The sequence below is a fragment of the Streptomyces sp. NBC_00582 genome (assembly GCF_036345155.1).
GTDB lineage: Bacteria > Actinomycetota > Actinomycetes > Streptomycetales > Streptomycetaceae > Streptomyces.
The window spans coordinates 581,987-600,805 of record NZ_CP107772.1 but is presented as its reverse complement, the minus strand read 5'-3'; the positions used below and the strand labels follow the sequence as shown (position 1 = coordinate 600,805).

Annotated in this window: 13 protein-coding genes and 3 pseudogenes; 7 read left to right on the top strand and 9 right to left on the bottom strand. The window is 69.3% G+C overall.

Features of this window, described 5'->3' with window-relative positions:
- Window positions 1-8: 8 nt before the first annotated feature.
- The gene (locus OG852_RS02780; RefSeq protein WP_133916551.1) at window positions 9-494 is read right to left on the bottom strand and encodes a GNAT family N-acetyltransferase; all 486 of its coding nucleotides are present in this window, start codon (window positions 492-494) and stop codon (window positions 9-11) included.
- Window positions 495-637: 143 nt separating this feature from the next.
- Window positions 638-1,603, bottom strand: a complete 966-nt coding sequence (locus tag OG852_RS02775; RefSeq protein ID WP_330346937.1) for an aldo/keto reductase — start codon at window positions 1,601-1,603, stop codon at window positions 638-640.
- A gap of 351 nt (window positions 1,604-1,954) precedes the next feature.
- Between OG852_RS02775 and OG852_RS02770 the strand changes: the two are divergent.
- Window positions 1,955-2,115: pseudogene (locus tag OG852_RS02770) on the top strand (dienelactone hydrolase family protein); the annotation flags it as partial.
- Between the two features lie 402 nt (window positions 2,116-2,517).
- Here OG852_RS02770 and OG852_RS02765 read toward each other — a convergent pair.
- Window positions 2,518-3,522 (bottom strand): annotated as a pseudogene (locus tag OG852_RS02765) (ISL3 family transposase); the annotation flags it as partial.
- A 22-nt stretch (window positions 3,523-3,544) separates the two neighbouring features.
- On the opposite strand from OG852_RS02765, the pseudogene OG852_RS02760 reads away from it, so the two are divergent.
- Window positions 3,545-3,714, top strand: a pseudogene (locus tag OG852_RS02760) (ISKra4 family transposase); the annotation flags it as partial.
- Between the two features lie 59 nt (window positions 3,715-3,773).
- Here the strand turns inward: OG852_RS02760 and OG852_RS02755 are convergent.
- Window positions 3,774-4,025, bottom strand: a complete 252-nt coding sequence (locus OG852_RS02755) for a hypothetical protein (protein ID WP_330346936.1) — start codon at window positions 4,023-4,025, stop codon at window positions 3,774-3,776.
- A 796-nt stretch (window positions 4,026-4,821) separates the two neighbouring features.
- On the opposite strand from OG852_RS02755, the gene OG852_RS02750 reads away from it, so the two are divergent.
- The 3 genes from OG852_RS02750 (at window position 4,822) to OG852_RS02740 (ending at window position 6,589) form a co-directional block, all read left to right on the top strand.
- Window positions 4,822-5,268 carry a hypothetical protein gene (locus OG852_RS02750; protein WP_133916554.1) on the top strand — a complete coding sequence of 149 codons (447 nt, stop codon included), beginning with the start codon at window positions 4,822-4,824 and terminating at the stop codon, window positions 5,266-5,268.
- A 233-nt stretch (window positions 5,269-5,501) separates the two neighbouring features.
- Window positions 5,502-5,696: a hypothetical protein gene (locus OG852_RS02745; protein ID WP_133916555.1), complete on the top strand. Its 195-nt coding sequence runs from the start codon at window positions 5,502-5,504 to the stop codon at window positions 5,694-5,696.
- Window positions 5,697-6,031: 335 nt separating this feature from the next.
- Window positions 6,032-6,589, top strand: coding sequence for a DinB family protein (locus OG852_RS02740; RefSeq protein ID WP_133916556.1), 558 nt, complete (start codon window positions 6,032-6,034; stop codon window positions 6,587-6,589).
- Window positions 6,590-6,709: 120 nt separating this feature from the next.
- Here OG852_RS02740 and OG852_RS02735 read toward each other — a convergent pair whose 3' ends face one another.
- The 4 genes from OG852_RS02735 to OG852_RS02720 all read right to left on the bottom strand — a co-directional run bounded on the left by OG852_RS02735 (window position 6,710) and on the right by OG852_RS02720 (window position 10,670).
- On the bottom strand, window positions 6,710-7,363 hold the full coding sequence (locus tag OG852_RS02735) for a hypothetical protein (protein ID WP_133916557.1): 654 nt from the start codon (window positions 7,361-7,363) through the stop codon (window positions 6,710-6,712).
- Window positions 7,364-7,426: 63 nt separating this feature from the next.
- Complete coding sequence (locus OG852_RS02730) at window positions 7,427-8,512, bottom strand: glycosyltransferase (protein WP_166663716.1); 1,086 nt, start codon at window positions 8,510-8,512, stop codon at window positions 7,427-7,429.
- Between the two features lie 35 nt (window positions 8,513-8,547).
- The gene (locus OG852_RS02725) at window positions 8,548-8,784 is read right to left on the bottom strand and encodes a hypothetical protein (RefSeq protein ID WP_330346935.1); all 237 of its coding nucleotides are present in this window, start codon (window positions 8,782-8,784) and stop codon (window positions 8,548-8,550) included.
- Window positions 8,781-10,670, bottom strand: a complete 1,890-nt coding sequence (locus OG852_RS02720; protein WP_166663717.1) for a CoA transferase — start codon at window positions 10,668-10,670, stop codon at window positions 8,781-8,783. Before OG852_RS02720 ends, OG852_RS02725 begins: the two co-directional genes overlap by 4 nt.
- A gap of 609 nt (window positions 10,671-11,279) precedes the next feature.
- Between OG852_RS02720 and OG852_RS02715 the strand changes: the two genes are divergently transcribed.
- The gene (locus OG852_RS02715; protein ID WP_330346934.1) at window positions 11,280-15,137 is read left to right on the top strand and encodes a type I polyketide synthase; all 3,858 of its coding nucleotides are present in this window, start codon (window positions 11,280-11,282) and stop codon (window positions 15,135-15,137) included.
- Window positions 15,134-16,849 carry a (2,3-dihydroxybenzoyl)adenylate synthase gene (locus OG852_RS02710; protein ID WP_330346933.1) on the top strand — a complete coding sequence of 572 codons (1,716 nt, stop codon included), beginning with the start codon at window positions 15,134-15,136 and terminating at the stop codon, window positions 16,847-16,849. The genes OG852_RS02715 and OG852_RS02710 overlap by 4 nt, the downstream gene beginning before the upstream one ends.
- A 222-nt stretch (window positions 16,850-17,071) precedes the next feature.
- Here the strand turns inward: OG852_RS02710 and OG852_RS02705 are convergent, their stop codons facing one another.
- Window positions 17,072-18,472 carry a multidrug effflux MFS transporter gene (locus tag OG852_RS02705; RefSeq protein ID WP_166663718.1) on the bottom strand — a complete coding sequence of 467 codons (1,401 nt, stop codon included), beginning with the start codon at window positions 18,470-18,472 and terminating at the stop codon, window positions 17,072-17,074.
- Between the last annotated feature and the right edge of the window lie 347 nt (window positions 18,473-18,819).

Below are 18,819 nucleotides of genomic sequence, written 5' to 3'. Positions count from 1 at the left end.
CCGCTCCCTCAGGCGAGGTCGCGGACGTAGAGGAGGGAGCCGCGGGACGGGCTGAGCCGGGCCGCCCAGGAGGCCGGGACGTCGGCCGGCTCCACCCGCCGGAAGGCGAACCGCTCGAACCACCCGTCCCGGCGGATCGTCGCCGTGTAGAGCCGCCGCGCCCCGCCCGCCCTGGCGTGCTGGACGCTGCCGGCCAACAACCGCGCGCCTATGCCCCGGCGTTGGAACGCCTCGTCGACGCAGAAGTTGTACAGCACCGCGGCTGTCGACTGGTCCGCCAGCTGCTGCACCCCCGCGCACGCGACCAGCCGCTCGTCGTGCTCGGCCACCAGGAAGTCGGCGACGCGCTCGCCGAAGACGGCCGGGGGCCGGTGCCGCAGGAAGCCGGCCCGCATGAACGGCAGCGCCAGCAGGTGGAGGCGTCCCGCGTCGGCGGGCACCGCCGCACGTATGAGGGCCACGTCCCGGTCGGACGGCGGGGAGGTGTCAGTCATGTGCTTCCAGGACTCAGGCGGTCAGCGAAGATCGCCCGCCGAACGCGGCAACAGTGGTGCGACGTCCCCGCCATCATCTCGAAACGGGCTCGCTCCGGACCGGCGGACGGCGGAATTCGAACGGCATCCGGGCCGGAGCGTCCTCAGCCGGTGCCGGCGACGTCGTCGTAGACACATCCGGCGAAGACCTTGTCGATGAGTTCCAGGGTGGGTTCCGACAGCAGCACCCCGGCGGCGGACGCCGTCTCGACCAGTTGCTCGGGGGTCGAGGCGCCGACCAGCGCCGAGGTGACGCCGGGCCGGTTGAGCACCCACGCCACCGCGAGCTGGGCCGGCGTCATGCCCCCGCGCCGGGCGAGCCGGGCGAAGAGCTGCACCCGCTCCAGGATCGGCTCCGCCATGAGGTGGTCCATCAGGAGCTTCCCTGTGGGGTCCGCGGCCCTGGAGCTCTCCGGGGGCGGTTGGCCGGGGGCGTACTTGCCGGTCAACAGGCCTTGGGCGAGCGGCCAGAAAGCCACCGTGCCGATGCCGAGGTCCTGGCACAGCGGCACGACGGCCTTCTCCGGTACCCGCCACAGGACGCTGTACTGCGGTTGGCTGGCGATCGGGGGCCGGATACCGAGTTCCGCCGCCGCCGCGCAGGCCGCAGTGATCTGTTGCGCCGTCCACTCGCTGAACCCATAGTGCGCGATCTTGCCTTCCGCGAGGAGTTCCCCGAAGGCCGCGACGGTCTCCGCCAGGGGAGTGCGGTCGTCGAACCGGTGGGCGCTGAGCAGGTCGATGCGTTCGGTGCGGAGAGCCTTCAGGCTGCGCTCGACACCTGCTCTGACGGCTGCGCGCGACAGCCCCGCCACCGCGCCTCCGGGCTCGTAGTAGACCTTGGTGGACAGCACGTAGGACTCTCTCGGCGCGCCCCGCAGGGCGGTGCCCAGTACCTCCTCCGCGTCACCGTACGAGCCGGCGGTGTCGAAGAACGTGATACCGAGGTCGCGGGCGGCGCCCACGACACGGGCGGCGCCGTGCCGCCCGTCCCGCAATAGGGGCCGCCAGGTCCCGAGGCCGACCTCACTGACGACCGGGCCACCGGCTCCGAGGGTACGATGGCGCATCGTCTCACTCCCCCGCGGGCCGCTGTCCGAGGCGCGGCCCCAGCGCTCGATGGTGCAGGCGTGGATGTCACGGTGAGCTTAGCGGAAGTCACGCACCATCAGCACCGGGCGGCGGATGGAGACGCAGACGGTGCTCCGAGACGGCGGGTTCGCCTCGGCGCTGCAACCGGGGCAGGTGGCCCGAAACCGCTGCCGCGGGAACGGGATTGCGGCGGGCCGTGAGCCATCGCCGCGTTCCGGAGGGAGACGCGCTCCAGAGGAACGAGGGGAACCATGGGAAGATCTTCCGCTGTTCTGCCGGCGGCGGAACCCCGGCCCGGCGGATCTCGACGATCACTACAGTCCGGCCGCATGACGACCGTTACCACGCGCACGGTCGAGTACCCGGCCGACGTCTGACGGTGATCGGGCGCCTGGCCCTCCCGGCCGGCTCCGGCCGCCGGGCCGATGCGCTCGCCGATCTGGGATACGCAGCGCTGTCGTTCGACCTCCACGGCGGGTGCCATCTGGGCCGGGCAGATGCCGGCCCCGTGCATGCCGGCCGCCGGCACGACCTCCGACTGCACGCCCTGGCCGCACAGATACTCTCCGACCGCGAATGCCGCTGCATCCGGAACAAACACGATGACAGCGTCGTTGCGAGCCGCGATCTACACCGTCACCTCGTCCGTTTCCCCGGACACGACGACCAGGAGATCGAAGTCCTCACCGCGATCGTCCACCCGGTCCGCCTCCCCGATCACCGACTCATCCACATCATCCCCACGACCGACCTCGACCGGGGCCGAGGGCTTCGGCGAAACCTCGGCCGCCGGGCTGACCCCATGACCCACCCGAATCCAGCTGCGCTGGGACGCGGGTCTGTACGTGAGTGGCTCTGGCCCGTAGTCGGTGGTAGCGGTGGGTGGCGGGGGCTACTGGAGCAGGATGCGGTGGCGGAGGAGGGCAAAGCCGGCCCTCCCGTGCATCTGCCTCATGATCATTTTGGTGCGGGTGTTGACGCCCTCGGTGCGGCCGTTGTGGTACGGCAGAGTCAGGCCGGCGTCGACGGCGTCCCGGTCGAGTTCCAGCCCGTTGGCGAAGGAGTGCAAGTGGGGCAGGTCAGTGGCACGGACCTGGGCGATCCACTCGGTGAGCTTGGCGTCGTTGCCCTCGGCCGGAGAGAGGAGTTGGGCGAACTCTGCGGCGAGGCGGGCGAGTTCGCCCAACTCTGGGCAGGAAGAGGTGAGTTCCCGCAGGAAGGCTGCGTCCTTGTCACGGAGGTCCTCGGGGCGGGACAGGAGGAGCCGGTAAAAGCGCTGCGGGGTCGTGACCGGCCGTTCGCCCTCGATGCGGCCTTGCGTGACGTACTTGTAGAGGAGGTTGAGACTGCCGGTGTAGCCCTGCTTCCGGATCTCGCGGAAGAGCTGCTGGACCGGGACGGCGGGGTCGGCGGCACGCCGGGCGCGGAGGTGCTCGCGGTAAGGGTCCACGAGTGTGGGCTTGTACCGCGGCGCGGTCTTCTCCCGGTGGGCTCCTTCATGCGCGCGTAGCGCTTGACGGTGTTGAGGGCGACGTCGAGGCGGCGGGCGCATTCGAGCAGGCCGACACCCTTGTCGAGCAAGGCGTGGACCTGCGGCCAGCACTCGCGGGTGGTCTGCTCGCGCACGCCGCCGGACAGGGCGGGGTTCACTGCGGACCAGCACGGCGCATGGGAGCGGACCTCGGCGTGGACCTTGTCGCAGAGGTTTTTCCACAGGTGCCGGCGTTCGCTGACCTGCACGGCTTCGGGGAGGGCCTGGCGGATGGCTTCGCCGTAGGAGCCGGATCCGTCGCGGCAGACGTACTCGGCGCCGGGGGGCGCGCAGCCAGTCCCTGACGGTCTCCAGGGTCCGGTCGGGCAGGACGTCGATGCGCTCGCCGGTCTCCGCGTCGATGATATGCGACATCCCGCGGGTTCCCCTGAGCCCCGCCGGGGCACGCTGGGGCCTGGCCGGTTCCGAAGCCATCTCGAACTCCGCGCGCTGAAAGACAACGGCGACTTCGAGGAGTACTGGCGACACCACCTCGCCCGCGAACACGAACGCCTCTACCCCACCCCCGACCGACACGACCACCGCCTCACAGCCTGATCAGCGGCCTGCCCCAGCGAGATCTACATCCGGGCTTCCTGCAAGGGGCTGTGCCCGTTTCACTTCCTTCGCCCGCCCAACGGCACCCGCCGTGCGACGACCTTGCGGTAACTGATGCGCCAGCCCTGGCCGGTGAGCACAAAGGTGTCTTCATAGGTCACGCTGCCGCTCGTGCCGTCCGTATTGATGCCGATGCCCTTGGAAACGGGCGCGCACTTGGCCGTCGTCTCCCTCCGTGAGGATGTCAGGGCCCTGCTGGTCCTCGCGAACCGCGAAGTCGCCCGATGGCCGACGATCTTCACCAAAGTCACGCGCCAGCAACCAGCACGAGCATCCCGATGCCCACGCACACCCCCCCGTGACCAGCAACTTCAGCTTGCACACCGCTCACGGCTGGAGAACCACCGCGGCGTCCCACGGGTGCCTAGCGGGACGAGATCTACGCAAAGCAGTCCGTTGTGCAGCCTCCCTACGCCGAGTTCCAGCGCAATATTGTCAACGGCCATTTCGTTCGCCCCGTCAATCGAGGAATGTCACTCGCATGGGCGACGGCAACCGCCAGCGCAGTGAACGCCAGTGGGGGAGCCCGAACAGACACCGAACGGCAGAACACTGTGTCTCACACTGCCCGCGCCGCCTGCGTGGTGCCCGGCGACCAGCCGCTGACTGCTCTGGAGGCGACCGTCGTCGCGGTCGTCCTGGTCCTGGCCGTAACGCTCGCCCTGGCGGGGATGCCTGCCCTGTCCGTCCTGGTCCTGCTCGCGGAGGCGACAGACACGGGCTTGCACCTGGTCCGTCAAGCGCTCCGGCAAGGGCCGAAGGGGCGGGCTGGCGGTGGGACGGCGGGAGAGCCCCATCGCCCAGGCCGCCCTGGACCACTGTGTGTGGGTCGCCGAGCAGGTACTGGGTGTCCGATTCCCGCGCATATGGTGGCTGGAAGTCGATTTAATTTTACTGGAACTTTCAAGATATTCTTCGGATGCGGTCGTACTCGAGCCCCGGTCCGGTGCCCTGGCATAGATGCCTCAACGCGCCGGGCGGCTCGAAGTGCCCGAGGCGGCCTGTTGGAGATCTCTCACTCATCCCCCCCACTGGAGGACTCTTCTCATGTCTTTGAACCGTCGATCCCCTGCGCGCCTGCTGGGCAGCGCCGCTCTGGTGACCGCCGCACTGGTCGGTTCCCTTGCGGCCACCACAGGCACAGCAACGGCCGCCAGCGCCTGGTTTGCCAAGTTCGGCAGCGACCGCGAGCTTGGTAGCGGAATCCAGAGTGTCCGGTTCACTCATCTGAGCTCGGGCATAGGGGCCTGCGGGAACGTGGTGGCCGGTGCCGGCGCCAACGACTTCAACCCCCAGTTGCCGAGGATCGTCGCCGGTGACCAGTACCAGGTCCTGGTCTACCGCAGCCGTGACTGTGCCGGTGGCGCCTCCACGGGCTCCGCATACCAGTTCTCCGTCGATCAGGACGTCCGGGAGAACGGCGGCTTTACCTGCCGCAATGTCATATTCCTTCCGGGCCGCACCACCGACCACCGGTGGATCAACTGCGGCTAGCCGCTCGGCAAAGGCTATAGAGGACGACTGGGCACTCCGGGCCCGAGCAAGGGGCTGAGCGGCTCGACTCGGAGGGCTCGGCAGCGGCACACGCGCGACAGTCACGGTGCTGTTGTCAAAGTCAAATCTCCGACAGAGCCGGCCTCGGGGCCAGGAGACCGGCTTTGTCAGGGCCCGCGGCATGGAGGCAGCATGCTGGTGAGGACGAGGCACTGGAGACCGACCCGTACGCGGTGACCGAGCCGTACGGCATCGACGACAAGATCACCAGGCAGGCAGTGTTCGGGAACGGCGCCGGGCTCGCCGTACTGATCGTCAACGCCATCAGCCGGCGCATCACGGTGCTGCCGCGACGAGGGGCCAGCGGTGACTCCGCCGACCCCCCGGCGCTGTGTGGGCGTTTGAACGGACCGACAGTCGCAGGATGATGTCCCGCCGAGTGGTGTAGCAGCGATCTCTGCTCCGAGTAGCGAAGCTCGTTGAGGCGGACGGAATCGAGTTGATCAGGGTCCTGGCCCAGCGGATCCTGCAGGAACTCATCGAGGCCGAGGCCACCGCCCAACTGAGCCACCCGGCCCCCGACCGACCGGAGGCCGAGGCGGGGCCGACGCGTCGTGTCGTGCCGGGGACGGCGCCGGAGCGACGGGTCACGGCCTCCGGGTGTGTACCAAGGTCCGAGGTCCCGCGCGGCCCGAAGGGCCCATCCTGCGACGGTGTTCGCGAGGGTCGCAGTCACGTCTCCGTTGTAAGTAGTGTGCGGAAAATGACAAGAAGCGAGCGGCTCGCGGAGCAGCTGGACTGGTACTGGCACAAGAACCTACGGCCGCGGCTGGACGGTCTTACCGATGAGGAGTACTTCTGGGAGCCGGTGCGCGGCTGCTGGAGTATCCGCCCACGTGGCACGTCGGCCGCACCGATGTCGGTAGGTTCGGGGGAATGGACGATGGACTACGCGTCCCCCGGCCCGGAGCCGGCGCCGGTGACCACGATTGCCTGGCGGCTGGCGCACATCATCGTCTCGTGCCTGGGCTATCGGGTCGGATGGTACTTCGGCGGCCAGGACGTCGACTCCGAGACATTCGCCTACGCGGGGACCGCTGACGAGGCGCTGAAGCAGCTCGATGAGATGTACGGGAGATGGAACGCGGGGGTCCGCGAACTCTCGGACGCTGACCTGGAGAGTCCGCCCGCGGTGGGTCCCGAGCGGTTTCCCATGGAGAACAGGATCCTGCACGTCAACAGGGAGCTGATCCATCACGGCGCCGAGATTTCCCTGCTGCGCGACCTCTACCGCTGGCAGGACGGAGCCGTACCGAGCTGAATGTCCGGTGGGCATCCCGCGCTTCATGGCCCGCAAGTGGATCCGCCGCTGGCGGGCGAGGGTGAGCAGGGGCTGCGCGAGCGGCCCAGTCGGCCCGTGATGACAACCCACCGCATGGCGTCAGCCGGTGGACCGCATGTGGGATTCCACGGCGGTCAGCTCGGCGGCGGTCGCCGTGTCCGACCGTGACCAGGTGTCGTACGCCGCCTCGGCCAGGCGGTGCTCGTCCTCGGTGCTGCCTTCCGCCGCCGACCACACCAACTGGTCCAGGATCGCGGACCGCACCACCGGATCCTGGGATTCCGCGGCCCGGCAGGCGAGCAGGTGAGCGGTGCGGGACGGGCCCGGCGGGAGCAGGGCCGCCAGGGACCGGGCGAGCCGCAGGGAACGGTCCTCTTCCTCCTCCGACATGGCCTCGCGCAGTACGGCGCTCATCAGGCGATGCACCTCGACGGTGCCGGCGAGGTGGTCGACGCGGGCCAGGCCGTAGCGGCTGATGGCCCGCACGGCGCCGGCCAGGTCCTGTAGGTCGCCTACGGGTGACCGCGCCGCCGGGCCCTCGTCGTGGAGGCGGGTGAACACGGCCGTCGGGACGGGCTCGGGAGCCAGCCGGGCCAGGACGTGGAGCAGCCGCTCAGCCGCCGGGCTCTCGTTGCGCAGGCGCGTCAGGGACACGTGCCACGCCGTGCTCACGCCGACCGGACAGTCGAAGGGCGGAGCTTCGTCGACGAACGCCGTGAAATGCCGGTTGAACAGGTCGAGATAGGTGCTCACCGGCATCCCCGTCTCGCGCAGCCAGACCGACGCCTGCTCCAGGGCGAGGGGAAGATCGCCCTGTCACGTCAGCCGGGCAATCTGCCCGACCACGGCGGAGGGTGCGGGCCGCGCGCTGTTCTCCCTGGCCACCTCCTGTGCCGCCCTGCCGTACGAGGGATCCTCAAGAACCTGGCGGACGGCCTTCCCGATCATTTCCATGCCGTCGGTCGTGATGTCCAGGGCGATACCCACCCCCCGCCGGACCACCGCGTCGGCGTTCGTGGGCCGGTCAGCGCCGTGTGGCAGCACCACCTGGGGGACGCCTGCGGCGAGCGCGCCGAACATCGTTCCCGACCCACCGTGGTGGACCACCGCTGCGCAACCCGGCAGCACGGCCGACATCGGCAGCCAACGGGCCATCCGGACGTTCGCAGGCATCGGCCCCCAGTCGTCGAGGACGGCGCCACCGGTGGACACCAGGACCTCGGCGTCCAGTTCGCGCAGCCCCTCGACTGCGGCGCGGACCATGTCCTTGCCCCTACCGGGGAGCACCGAGCCGAAGGTCACACAGACCCGGGGCGCCGAGGGACGCGTGTCCTCCCAGTCCGAAGCCACCGCGCCCACATCGGACGGCACATAGCGCATCGGCCAGCCGCGGTCCCGGTCCGGGGACGTCATGCTGGAGGGGCAGACATTCACCACGGCGTCCGGGGTGGCGGACTGTTCACCGGCCCCGTAACGTTCCCGGGGCCGCACCATCTTCTCCAGCGCACGCCGGTAGGTCCCCATCGGCAGACCTGTCCCGTGCAGGACCGAGGGAACCCCAGCCAGTTGTGCCGCGGCCAGGCCGGCCACATGACAGGGTTCATAGACGACCACGTCGGCCCGCCATCGCCGGATGGTGTGAAGGAGGCCGTCAAGCATCAGATCGCCGATCTCGGCCCAGCCTGCCATGGCGACCGACACCATCTCCTTGACGGGAGTATCGGGGCGGTTCGTGTCCTGTATGAGCTGGTCGAAACGTGCGGAGACGTCGGCGTGCGGAGCGGCGTCCGCAGTCGGCACCCCATGACGGCTGAGGATGTCGGTATTCGGCCCGGTCGTGGCGAACAGCACCTCGTGTCCGGCTGCCAGCGCGGCATGCGCCATCGGTACCAGCGGCAGCATGTGTCCAACCCCGGCAGGCGCGGTAAGAAGCATCCTCACTGAACCCGCACCGCCAGCCGGGGGATGGGTGTCCCTGGACCGGGCATGGTGCTGATCTCGACACGTGGCTCAGCGACCGCGGTGCGGAGTTCGTTGTCGCCGAAGGGGCCCGGCTCCTTTGCCCGCGGCCCTTCACCTCCGTACCGCTCGCGCCAGTCGCTACAGCCCACCGGGTTGGCGGCCGGCCGGCCGCCGTACCGCGTCACCGGCCTCCCCTCTTCCCGGGTGGTCATCGGCTCGCTCCTTTCTGGAACCGCCACGGGGCCATGGCGATGAAACACCCCTCGTAGTCGAACATCGAGGAGAAGTGATCCATGCGGGGCAGCATGGACAGGTCTTCCAGAACGGTGACCGCGGGGATGCCCAGCGTTCGGAACTCTTTCTCCCACGCGTCGCTGGGCCGGTCGGCCAGGAGCTTCACGAGACGTTCCGCGATCTCCTCCGGAGTACCGGAGGTCGCATCGGCACGGGCCGCGAGCCGGTCAAGATGCTCAGTGGTCCTCGCGCAGACGGCAATGTGGCCGTCCGCGGTCCGGAAGACCTGGTCCAGCTCGATTACGGGGGCGGTGCCGGGCGGTGCCGCCTTCAGATCCTCGGCGAGGAGTGTCGTCGCCGCGGAGAACAGCGAGCTCTCCACCCGGCTCCCCGTGCCGAAGCGCTGCCTGGCCATCAGTCCGGCCAGCATGCCTTCGGCTGACACGGCGCCGCCCAGCACATCAGTGATGATCACCAAAGTGGGGCGGGGCGGCCCCTGCTCGCCCGCGCTGACCCGCTCTGCCAGACCGGAGTACGCCTGGACCTGGAAGTCCGTGCCGAGCGGAGGATCCTCGCCCAGGGCGTCGCCCCACCCCGAGGCGTAGGCATAGACCAGGCCGGGGTTGACCTCATGCAGGTCGTCCGCGTCCAGCCGCAGCTTTGAGGCGTTCCTGGGAGCCCAGTTGTGCAGGAAGACGTCGGCGTCGCGGACAAGGTCGAGGGCCCGCGTGCGTCCGTCCGCCGTCTTGAGGTTGATCTCGACAGCTTCCTTGCCGTGGTTGGCCGACGCGAACGCGGCCGCGAGGCCTCGAGCGAGCGGAGGCGTGCCTCGCGCCGGCTCGCCGCCCGGTGGTTCGATCCGGGTGACGTCCGCACCGAACAACGCGAGAAAGCGGGTGGCCAGCGGCCCCTGCATCCGCCGGGCGGACTCGATCACCCGCACCCCGGCCAGTGGCAACGTAGAACCAGGATCGGCCGTACCAGCGGTCCATCGTCCCGGCGACGGCGTGAGGTCCCACGGGGCACACGTGCCGGTAGCAGGCCAGAGCCCCGCGTCCGTGCGGCGTTCGGCGACCGAGCGTATCCGGCACACGCTCATGCGAGTGGCCGCGGCCGCTTCCACGATCTGCTCGAACGTGGCTTTGCGGGTGGTGTGGAGCAACTCAGGCTCCAAGGGAGAGGTGGCGCGTCCGTAGCGCATCATGAACGGTCGCCAACTGCGCTGTGCCGCACGGGGTGAGGCGCCGAGCAGGGCCCAGAAGTCCCGCCAGGGTCCCATGTCCAGGGCTTCCAGTTCGAACCAGACCCCGTCGGAAGAGCTGAAGGGCGGGCGATCGTGTTCGGTCATCTCCTCAGCGCGGATGATGTCCGGTTCCTCGTCCGCCGTGGCGTGCGCCACATACTGGAGCAGCGCGAACGCCGCTGCTCGTGCCACGTCCAGCTTGACGCGGCGCACCGGGACTCCGCGGAGCTGGCCAAGCGCGCAGGCCAGGATCGACTGCACGGCGAGTACCCCGGCGAACACGGAGGCGTAGTCGACTCCGAGCCGGCGGGGACCACCCGTGGCACGGCCGTGCACCGCCATGACACCGCATGCCGCCTGAGCAAGAGACTCGTCGAAGGGTCCCTTGTCCAGATCACCCCAGCCGGTGACCACGCACTCCACCGCCACGCCGCCGCCGAGGAGTTCCAGCCGCCATTCGTCGTCGCCGTGCCCGCCGACGGGCGTACCGCCCTCCCTGACCGTCGCACCCAGCAGCCGCAGATGGTCCAGGACGACCGTGCTGGTCCGGCGCAGCGAAGTGCGGGCAGCGCCTGCCGTCACCACCTCGATTCCGGCCAGCGGCGCGACTCCATGAGACAAGTGCCCATCCGGAGAGATGTTCAATGTTCCTCACACCTTGACGTCGCGGCACAGCCGCGGCCGGTCGAATTCACGTCAATGGTTCTGGCGCGGTTGCCGGGCCACAATCCGCAGGTGCGGACTCTAGTGACTTCCCCACGATCCAATGCCCAGCGGACCTTTTGGAGCCTTCTCATCGCATAGTGAGAAAAATGGCACCTCGGGTTCCGGCAGCGTCGGGCGAGTGCGGAGGGAATGAAAGGGGTGAGGCATGCCCTTGATTAACGAAGGATTACGGCTGCGGCGAAAGCCGGCCGGACCGGTGCCCCTATGCAATTCCAGGAGCGCGGGCTACCGGGGACTTGCCGCACCGGCGATATCCCGAATGGTATGCGATCGCGGACGGTCTCGGAGAGCAACGAACGCTGGTGGACGGGCCGCGATGAGATGCGTCGACGGCCGGTCTGCAACCGCCCGGGTGGCGGTTGCCGACCGGCCGTGTGGATCTGACCCGACTCGCGGGGCAGCCCCGCCCGAGGGGCCGACCTCCGCGCAACCAAGTGAAGGCAGTGGGACCGGAACGATGTTCCGGTTGGACAAAGGGCAGGCCACATGAAGGTGAGCAGCACAGTGAATGATCAGGAACCCTGGCCGGAGCCGGTGGCGATCGTCGGCATGAGCTGTCGGTTTCCAGGCGGCGTCGAATCACCGGGTGATTACTGGGACCTGCTGCTCAGCGGCACGGACGTCGTCTCGCGGATGCCGGATCAACGATGGGCGGAGTACGCCGCGGACCCGCGCAACGCCGTCGTGATGAACCGAACCGTCCGCCATGGCGCGTTCCTTGACGACGTAGCCGGGTTCGACGCCGAGTTCTTCGGTGTGGTACCGCGTGAGGCCGAGCTGATGGACCCGCAGCAACGTCTGCTCCTGGAGGTCACCTGGCAGGCTCTCGAGCACGCCGGAATCCCCGCGACCAGCTTGGCCGGAACCGACACCGGCGTGTACATCGGCGCTGTCTCCGACGACTACGAGCGCAGGCTGCTGGAGGATCTCCCCGGCATCGAGGCGTGGACAGGCATCTGCACCCAGATGTGCGGGCTGGCCAACCGGATCTCCTACTCGCTGGACCTGCGGGGGGCAAGCCTCACTGTCGACACCGCCTGCTCGGCTTCGCTTGTCGCCGTGCAGCTGGCCTGTCGGGAGCTGGCCGCCGGCGTGTCGTCGCTCGCGATCGTCGGCGGAGTCAACCTGATCATCGGGCCAGGACTGACTGTCATGCTCGACGCCGCCGGAGCACTGTCCAGCGACGGCCGATGTAAGTCGTTCGACGCCTCTGCGGATGGCTACGGCCGTGGTGAGGGTGCGGCTGTCGTCGTGCTCAAGAGGCTGTCGGACGCACAACGGGACGGTGATCACATCCACGCCGTCGTCCGGGGGTCCGCCGTGCACCAGGACGGCCGCACCAACGGCATCATGGCGCCCAGCGAGCAGGCCCAAGTCCATCTGCTGCGCAGCGCCTGCCGCGCGGCGGGGGTGCACCCCGGCACGATCGACTACGTCGAGGCACACGGCACCGGGACACCGGTGGGTGATCCGATCGAGGCACGGGCGCTCGCCACCGTGCTCGGCGCTGGACGGGAGCCCGGCTCACCCTGCCTGATCGGTTCGGGGAAGTCGAACATCGGCCATCTGGAGGGTGCCGCAGGCGTCGCCGGAATCATCAAGGCGGCGCTCGCCCTACGCCACGCCACGATCCCGGCGAGCATCAACTGTGCCACGCCCACCCCCCTGGTCCCCTGGGACACCTCGGGCCTGCAGGTGGTCACCGAGACCGCACCATGGCCGGTCACGGACCATCCCCGGCGGGCCGGAGTGTCCGGATACGGGTACGGCGGCACTTTGGCGCACGTCATTCTCGAACAGGCGCCCCTCCCCACGGAGAAACCCCAGCGCGGCGTACCGTCCGACAGCCCGCAGCGCGCACCGAGGGTGTTTCCGCTGTCCGGGGCGAGCGACGCGGGCCTGCGCGCCAACGCGGCGCGGCTGGCCGACTGGCTGGAGAGCCCGGAGCCACCGCCGCTGAACGCGGTCGGGCACACCCTGAGCGCTCGCCGGACCCACCTGGCGCAGCGAGCGTCGGTCGTCGCCGCCGACCAAGCGGAGCTGGTCCAGCGGCTACGGGCCGTCAGCGCCGGTCAGGAGCCGGTCGGAACCTCATTCGGGAGTCCGCTGACTCCGCCGCAGAGCCAGCCGGTGTTCGTGTTCTCCGGGCATGGATCGCAGTGGGTCGGCATGGGCCGTGAGCTGCTGGCGGCCGAGCCGGTGTTCGCACAGGTGCTGGACGAGATAGCCGAGGTGTTCCGTGCGGAGATCGGCTTCACCCCGCGTCAGATCCTGACGGAGTTCGACGTGCTGGAAGCCGTCGATGTGATCCAACCCGCCATCTTCGCTGTTCAGGTCGGACTGGTCGCGGCGTGGCGGCGCTACGGGGTCGAGCCGGCAGCGGTGATCGGCCATTCCGTGGGCGAGATTGCCGCTGCCGTCACTGCGGGAGCACTGAGCCTGGTGGACGGCGCCCGGCTGGTCTGCCGTCGTTCCCAGCTGCTTCGCCGCATCGCGGGCATGGGCGCGATGGTCATGGTCAACCTGCCGTTCGACGAGGCCGCTGAGCGGCTGGCCGGACGCAACGACGTCGTGCCGGCCATCTCCGCGGCGCCGCGGTGGTCGGTGCTCTCCGGCGAGCCCGACGCCGTCGGCAAGGTGGCCGAGGCGTGGCAGGGTGACGGCATCGCGGTTCGCCAGGTCTCGTCGGACGTGGCCTTCCACTCACCGCAGATGGAACCACTCGTCGCTGACATGGCCCTGGCGGCGGAGAGTGTCGCACACACTGACCCCGTTCTCCCGTTCTACCGCACGGCTGGGAACGATCCGAGGGCCCGCGTGGACCGCCCGGCCCAATACTGGGCGGTCCAACTGCAGGTTCCAGTGCGCTTCGCGGAGGCTGTCTCAGCGGCGATCCAGGACGGGCACCGGGCATTCCTCGAGATTTCCAGCCATCCGATCGTCACCCATTCGATCTGGGACATCCTCGCCGAGGGGGGTGTGTCGGACGGCTTCGCGACCGGCACCCTCCGCCGCGGCACGCCCGACCACGACACACTGCTGGCGAACCTCGGCGCACTGCACTGTCACGGCGTCCACGTTGATTTTTCTGTGATGTTCCCCGATGGCGAGCTTGCCGACCTGCCCACGACAGCGTGGCAGCACCGCCGGTTCTGGCACGAAGGGCCCCGCGCCGGAACCAGCCAGGCGCTCCAGCACGACCTGGACAGTCACGCCCTGCTCGGTGGCCTGACCGCGGTCACCGGAACGAGCCTGCTGCGGCTGTGGCAGACATACCTCGACTACGACTGCCGTCCCTACCCTGGCAATCACCCCGTGCACGGCGTGGAGATCGTCCCGGCCGCAGTCCTGCTGAACACCTTCCACGCGGCTGTGGCCAACGAGGGGACGTCATCGCTCACGGATATGGTCCTGCGGGTTCCCATCTCGCTGGCCGCGCCGCGCGAGCTCCGGGTCACCCACCAGGACAACGTCCTGCGCCTGGCATCGCGGCTGACGGACGGGGCCGTCGACGAGGAGTCGTGGCTGACGCACACGACCGCCGAAGCCGGGCAGGGCGCCCCGGTCCCGGCGCTGGACATCAAGATGTTGCGCGACCGGATCACCGAGCGGCTGCCGGACGACCACGTTTTCTCGCTGCTTGCGACGCTGGAGGTTCCGGCGATGGGCTTCCCCTGGCGTGTCGAGGAGCTGTGGCGTGCAGCCGACGCCGAACTGCTGGCTGTGGTGTCCTGCGGCATGCCACAGCCGACAACGTGGGCGTCGGTGCTGGACGCGGCCCTCTCCCTGCCCACCGCGGTCTTCCCCGGTCCCCCCACCCTGCGCATGCCGGCGGAAGTCGGCCGGATGACGGTGTCGGGGGATCCCGAGGACACGGTGGTGATCCATGTCCGGCTGGAGTCGCCCGATGTGCCGGACACCGTGACCGTGACCGTCGCGGACCCGGCCGGACGCGTACTGATCGAATTGACCGGACTGCGGTTCGGCGTGCCGGACGGCGCACTGCTCGACGACGAGCCCGCGGCACACGACGGCGCCGACATGGCCTGGAGCCAGCTCGACGCCGACCAGCTGCGGGCCTACCTGGTCGCCGAAGTGAGCCGACAGGTGTCCCACGAGATCAAACTGCCGACCGAGGACATCAACACGCGCAAGCCGCTGGCGGAGATGGGGCTGGACTCCGTGATGACACTCGGCATCCGGCGCAGGCTTGAAAAGCTGCTTTCGGTCCGTCTGCCGGCCAGCCTGCTGTGGAACCATCCGACGGTCGAGGCACTGAGCCACTACCTCGCCGAAGAGCTCTCCACCGATCGTGGTGCGGCCGAGCCGGCCGGCCTGCTGGTATCGAGTGGTGCAGCATGATGACGCGGGCGTTGTCAGTAGAAGAGTCCTCGGCGCGTGACATCGGTTTTCCGCCGTGGCCCGCGGACTTCGCCGAGCGCTACCGGGCAGCCGGCTACTGGCGGGACCAACTGCTCGGGTCCTGGATGTGGCCTCGTGCCGAGGAGCACGGGGACCGCACGGCGCTCGTGGACGGCGACCGCCGGATCACCTACCACGCACTGGCCGAGCACACGGACGCCTTGGCTGAGGCGCTGCTCGCGCACGGGCTGGACCGCGGTGACCGTGTCCTCGTCCAACTGCCCAACTGCTGGGAGTTCGTCGCCCTGGTGCTGGCCTGCGCCCGCACCGGTATCGCTCCCGTGCTGGCACTGGTGCCGCACCGGGAACACGAGCTGTACTACCTGGCCCGCCACGCCGAGGCGCGCATGGTCGTGGTTCCGGACCGCTGGCGTGGTTTCGACCATCAGGCCATGGCCGCTCGGCTGAGCGAGCAACTCGGCCGCCCGTGCCCTGTCGCGGTGGTCGGCGAGGACGTGCGCCCCGGCCATCTGGACCTGCGGCACATGCTCCGCGTCACCGGGGACGGCCCGGCCCGCCGCAAGCGGCTGGACCGCATCGCCCCGGCGGCCGGGGACACCGCGTTGTTCGTGCTGTCCGGTGGCACCACGGGACAGCCCAAGATGATCGCAAGGACGCACAACGACTACGAGTACGCGGCGCGCCGCATGGGCGAGATCATCCAGGTAGGGCCGGAGACGACGTATCTGGTGACCCTGCCCGCGGCACACAACTTCCCGCTCGGAGGCCCCGGCATCCTCGGCACGCTGGCCGCCGGCGGGCGCGTGGTACTGCTCCCCTCTCCCGAGCCCGGTGCCGCGTTCGCCGCGATCGCGCGCCACTCGCCGACGGTGACCTCGCTCGTGCCCGCCATCGCACGGCGCTGGGTGGAGACGGCCGAGGTCGTCCAGCCCGATCTCAGCAGTCTGGAGGTCGTGCAGGTCGGGGGGTCACCTCTGGACCCCGTGCTTGCCCGGCGCATCCAGGACACCCTGGGCTGCCGTCTGCAACAGGTGTTCGGAATGGCGGAAGGCCTCCTCAACTGCACCCGGCTGGACGATGACGACGAGGTGGTCTTCGCCACCCAGGGACGCCCCATCAGCCCGGGCGATGAACTACTGATCGTCGATGACGACGGTATCCCGGTGCCGCCTGGTGCCACCGGCGAGTTGCTCACCCGCGGCCCGTACACCCCGCGCGGCTATTACCGGTCACCGGAGCACAACCTGCGGAGATTCACTCCGGACGGCTGGTACCGCACCGGTGATCTGGTACGAATGCATCCGAGCGGCAACCTTGTCGTCGAGGGACGCAACAAGGACCTGATCAACCGCGGCGGTGAGAAGATTTCCGCCGAGGAGGTGGAAAGCCTGGCGCGTGCCCTGCTCACCGTTGGCGACGCCGTGGCCGTTGCGCTTCCGGACGCCCGCTTCGGGGAAAGGACCTGCCTCGTTCTGGTACCCGCCGAAGGACAACCGCTCCCCACCCTGGAAGACGTTCGCGAGGCATTTACCGCACATGGCGTCGCGCATTACAAGGTGCCCGAACAGGTCGAGGTGCTCGACACAATCCCGTTGACGCCAATAGGAAAGCCGGACAAGCAGGCCGTGCGCATCCGGATCAGCGCAGAACCGCGGCAATGTCGCGTCGGCGCCGGCGAACCGCGGAAATAACAGCAGGCGTCCACCCCACCGCCGAACGGGTCTTTACCCCGTTCGGCAGTGGGCTTGCCATGAGGGCGGTTGCACGTTCCGGGATCGCGAGATCGTCTGCGCCCAGCGCGCTGACAGTTCGCCCTGCACCCCCGTGGCGTCATCTCCAGAAGTCCGCTGATGAACTGCGACCAGCCCACCACCGCACCCGCGCCCGGCACTCCTCGGGAGCTGCCGGCCCTCTTACGGACTCGTTCGGCTCCCGGTCCGCTGCCACGGACGGCACAGTCCCACGAAACACGCGGCGGCCGCGAGCGCGCACCCCACCTGCACGGCGGCCATGGGCACCGCAGTGCCTTCCCCCGCGATTCCGACCAACGGCGAGGTGACCGCGCCCATGAGGAAGATGGAGGAGCCAAGCAGCGCGGACGCGGACCCGGCGGCTTGCCGCGTCCGGGTCATCGCGAGGGAGTTGGCGTTCGGCTGGGTGAGGCCCAACGCCGACATGAGGACCAGCAGCCCGGCCGCCATGGGCACGAGCCCCACCTCGCCGAGGAGCCCGGAGGACATCACCAGGAGCGCGGCGGTCGCGAGGGTGATCAACCCGAGGCCTACGGAGATCAGGTCGTCCAAGTCGAAACGGCCGACGAGCAACTTGCCGTTGAGCTGACCGACGATGATGAACCCGATCGAGTTGAGGCCGAACAGAAGGCTGTAGACCTGCGGGGACGCGCCATAGATTTCCTGCATCACGAACGACGACCCGGAGACGTACGCGAAGAGCGCGGCGAACCCGAAGCCGGCGGTGAGCAGGTAGCCGGTGAAGACCCGGTCGGCGAACAGGTCGCCCATCGTGCGCAGCGCCTGGCCGACGCCGCCGTCGCGCCGCCGCTCGGGCGGCAGGGTCTCGTCCAGCCAGCGCCACACGGCGAGGACGAGCAGCAGACCGAGGGCGGCCAGGACGAAGAAGATGCCTCGCCAACTGGTGAACCGCAGCAACTGCCCGCCAACGACGGGCGCGAGGACCGGAGCGGCCCCGGCGATCGACATCAGGGTCGAGAGGTATCGGGCCAGGGCGACGCCGTCGTGCAGGTCGCGGACGACGGCCCGCGCGATCACGATGCCGGCGGCCCCGGCAAGGCCCTGCACCAGGCGGAAGCCGATCAGGAGCTCAGCGGTGGGCGCGAGAGCGCAGATGACGGTGGCCGCCACGTAGACCGACAGGCTGGCCAGGAGGGGGCGCCGGCGCCCCCACTTGTCGCTCATCGGGCCGATGACGAACTGGCCGAGGGCCAGACCGACGAGGCAGACCGTGAGGGTGAGCTGGATGGCGGAGGCAGAGCTGTGCAGCGAACGGGTGACCTCCGGCAAGGCGGGGAGGTACATGTCGGTGGAGAGCGCGGGGAGGGCGGTGAGCCCGGCGAGCACGAGCGTGGTGAGGAGTCCCGTACGGTGCTGGGCGGAATCACGGCCGGCGGCGGCACCGGGATCGGCGCCGTCCTGGAGGTTCGCAGGAGCACCGGCAGCGGTAGCCGGACCGGGCTCGCCACCACCAGTAACGGAATCGGCGGAACGGGTGTCGGCCGAAGGGGGCATGTGGTCGGGGATGGGTGGTCGGCCGCTCTCCAGCACTACGCCCTCCATAAGAAGATGAAATCGCCTCCATGCTCTCAGTGATCAATGAATGACATGACTAGAAAAAAGGTGGGCATAAGGGATGGGGTGGTCGCGCTGAACCCGGGGAACGGGGTGGCCGCGCCGCTGGTGAACGAGGCTGGCTCTTACCGTGTGTGCCGCCCACTGCGCTCACCCCTTTTCTTGGCCGCCGCAGGTGCCCAGCCGCTTTTCGACGCCCCATCACGTTCTGCTGTCAGCGCGGGGCAGCGCCCGCTGGTGCAGTGGCTCATCAAGAGGCGTCGTCAGATGCCCCCACAGCGCGTGATGGACCGCCGGCAGTACTTGCAGGAGATTGGCCACCGCGGCTGCGCCGT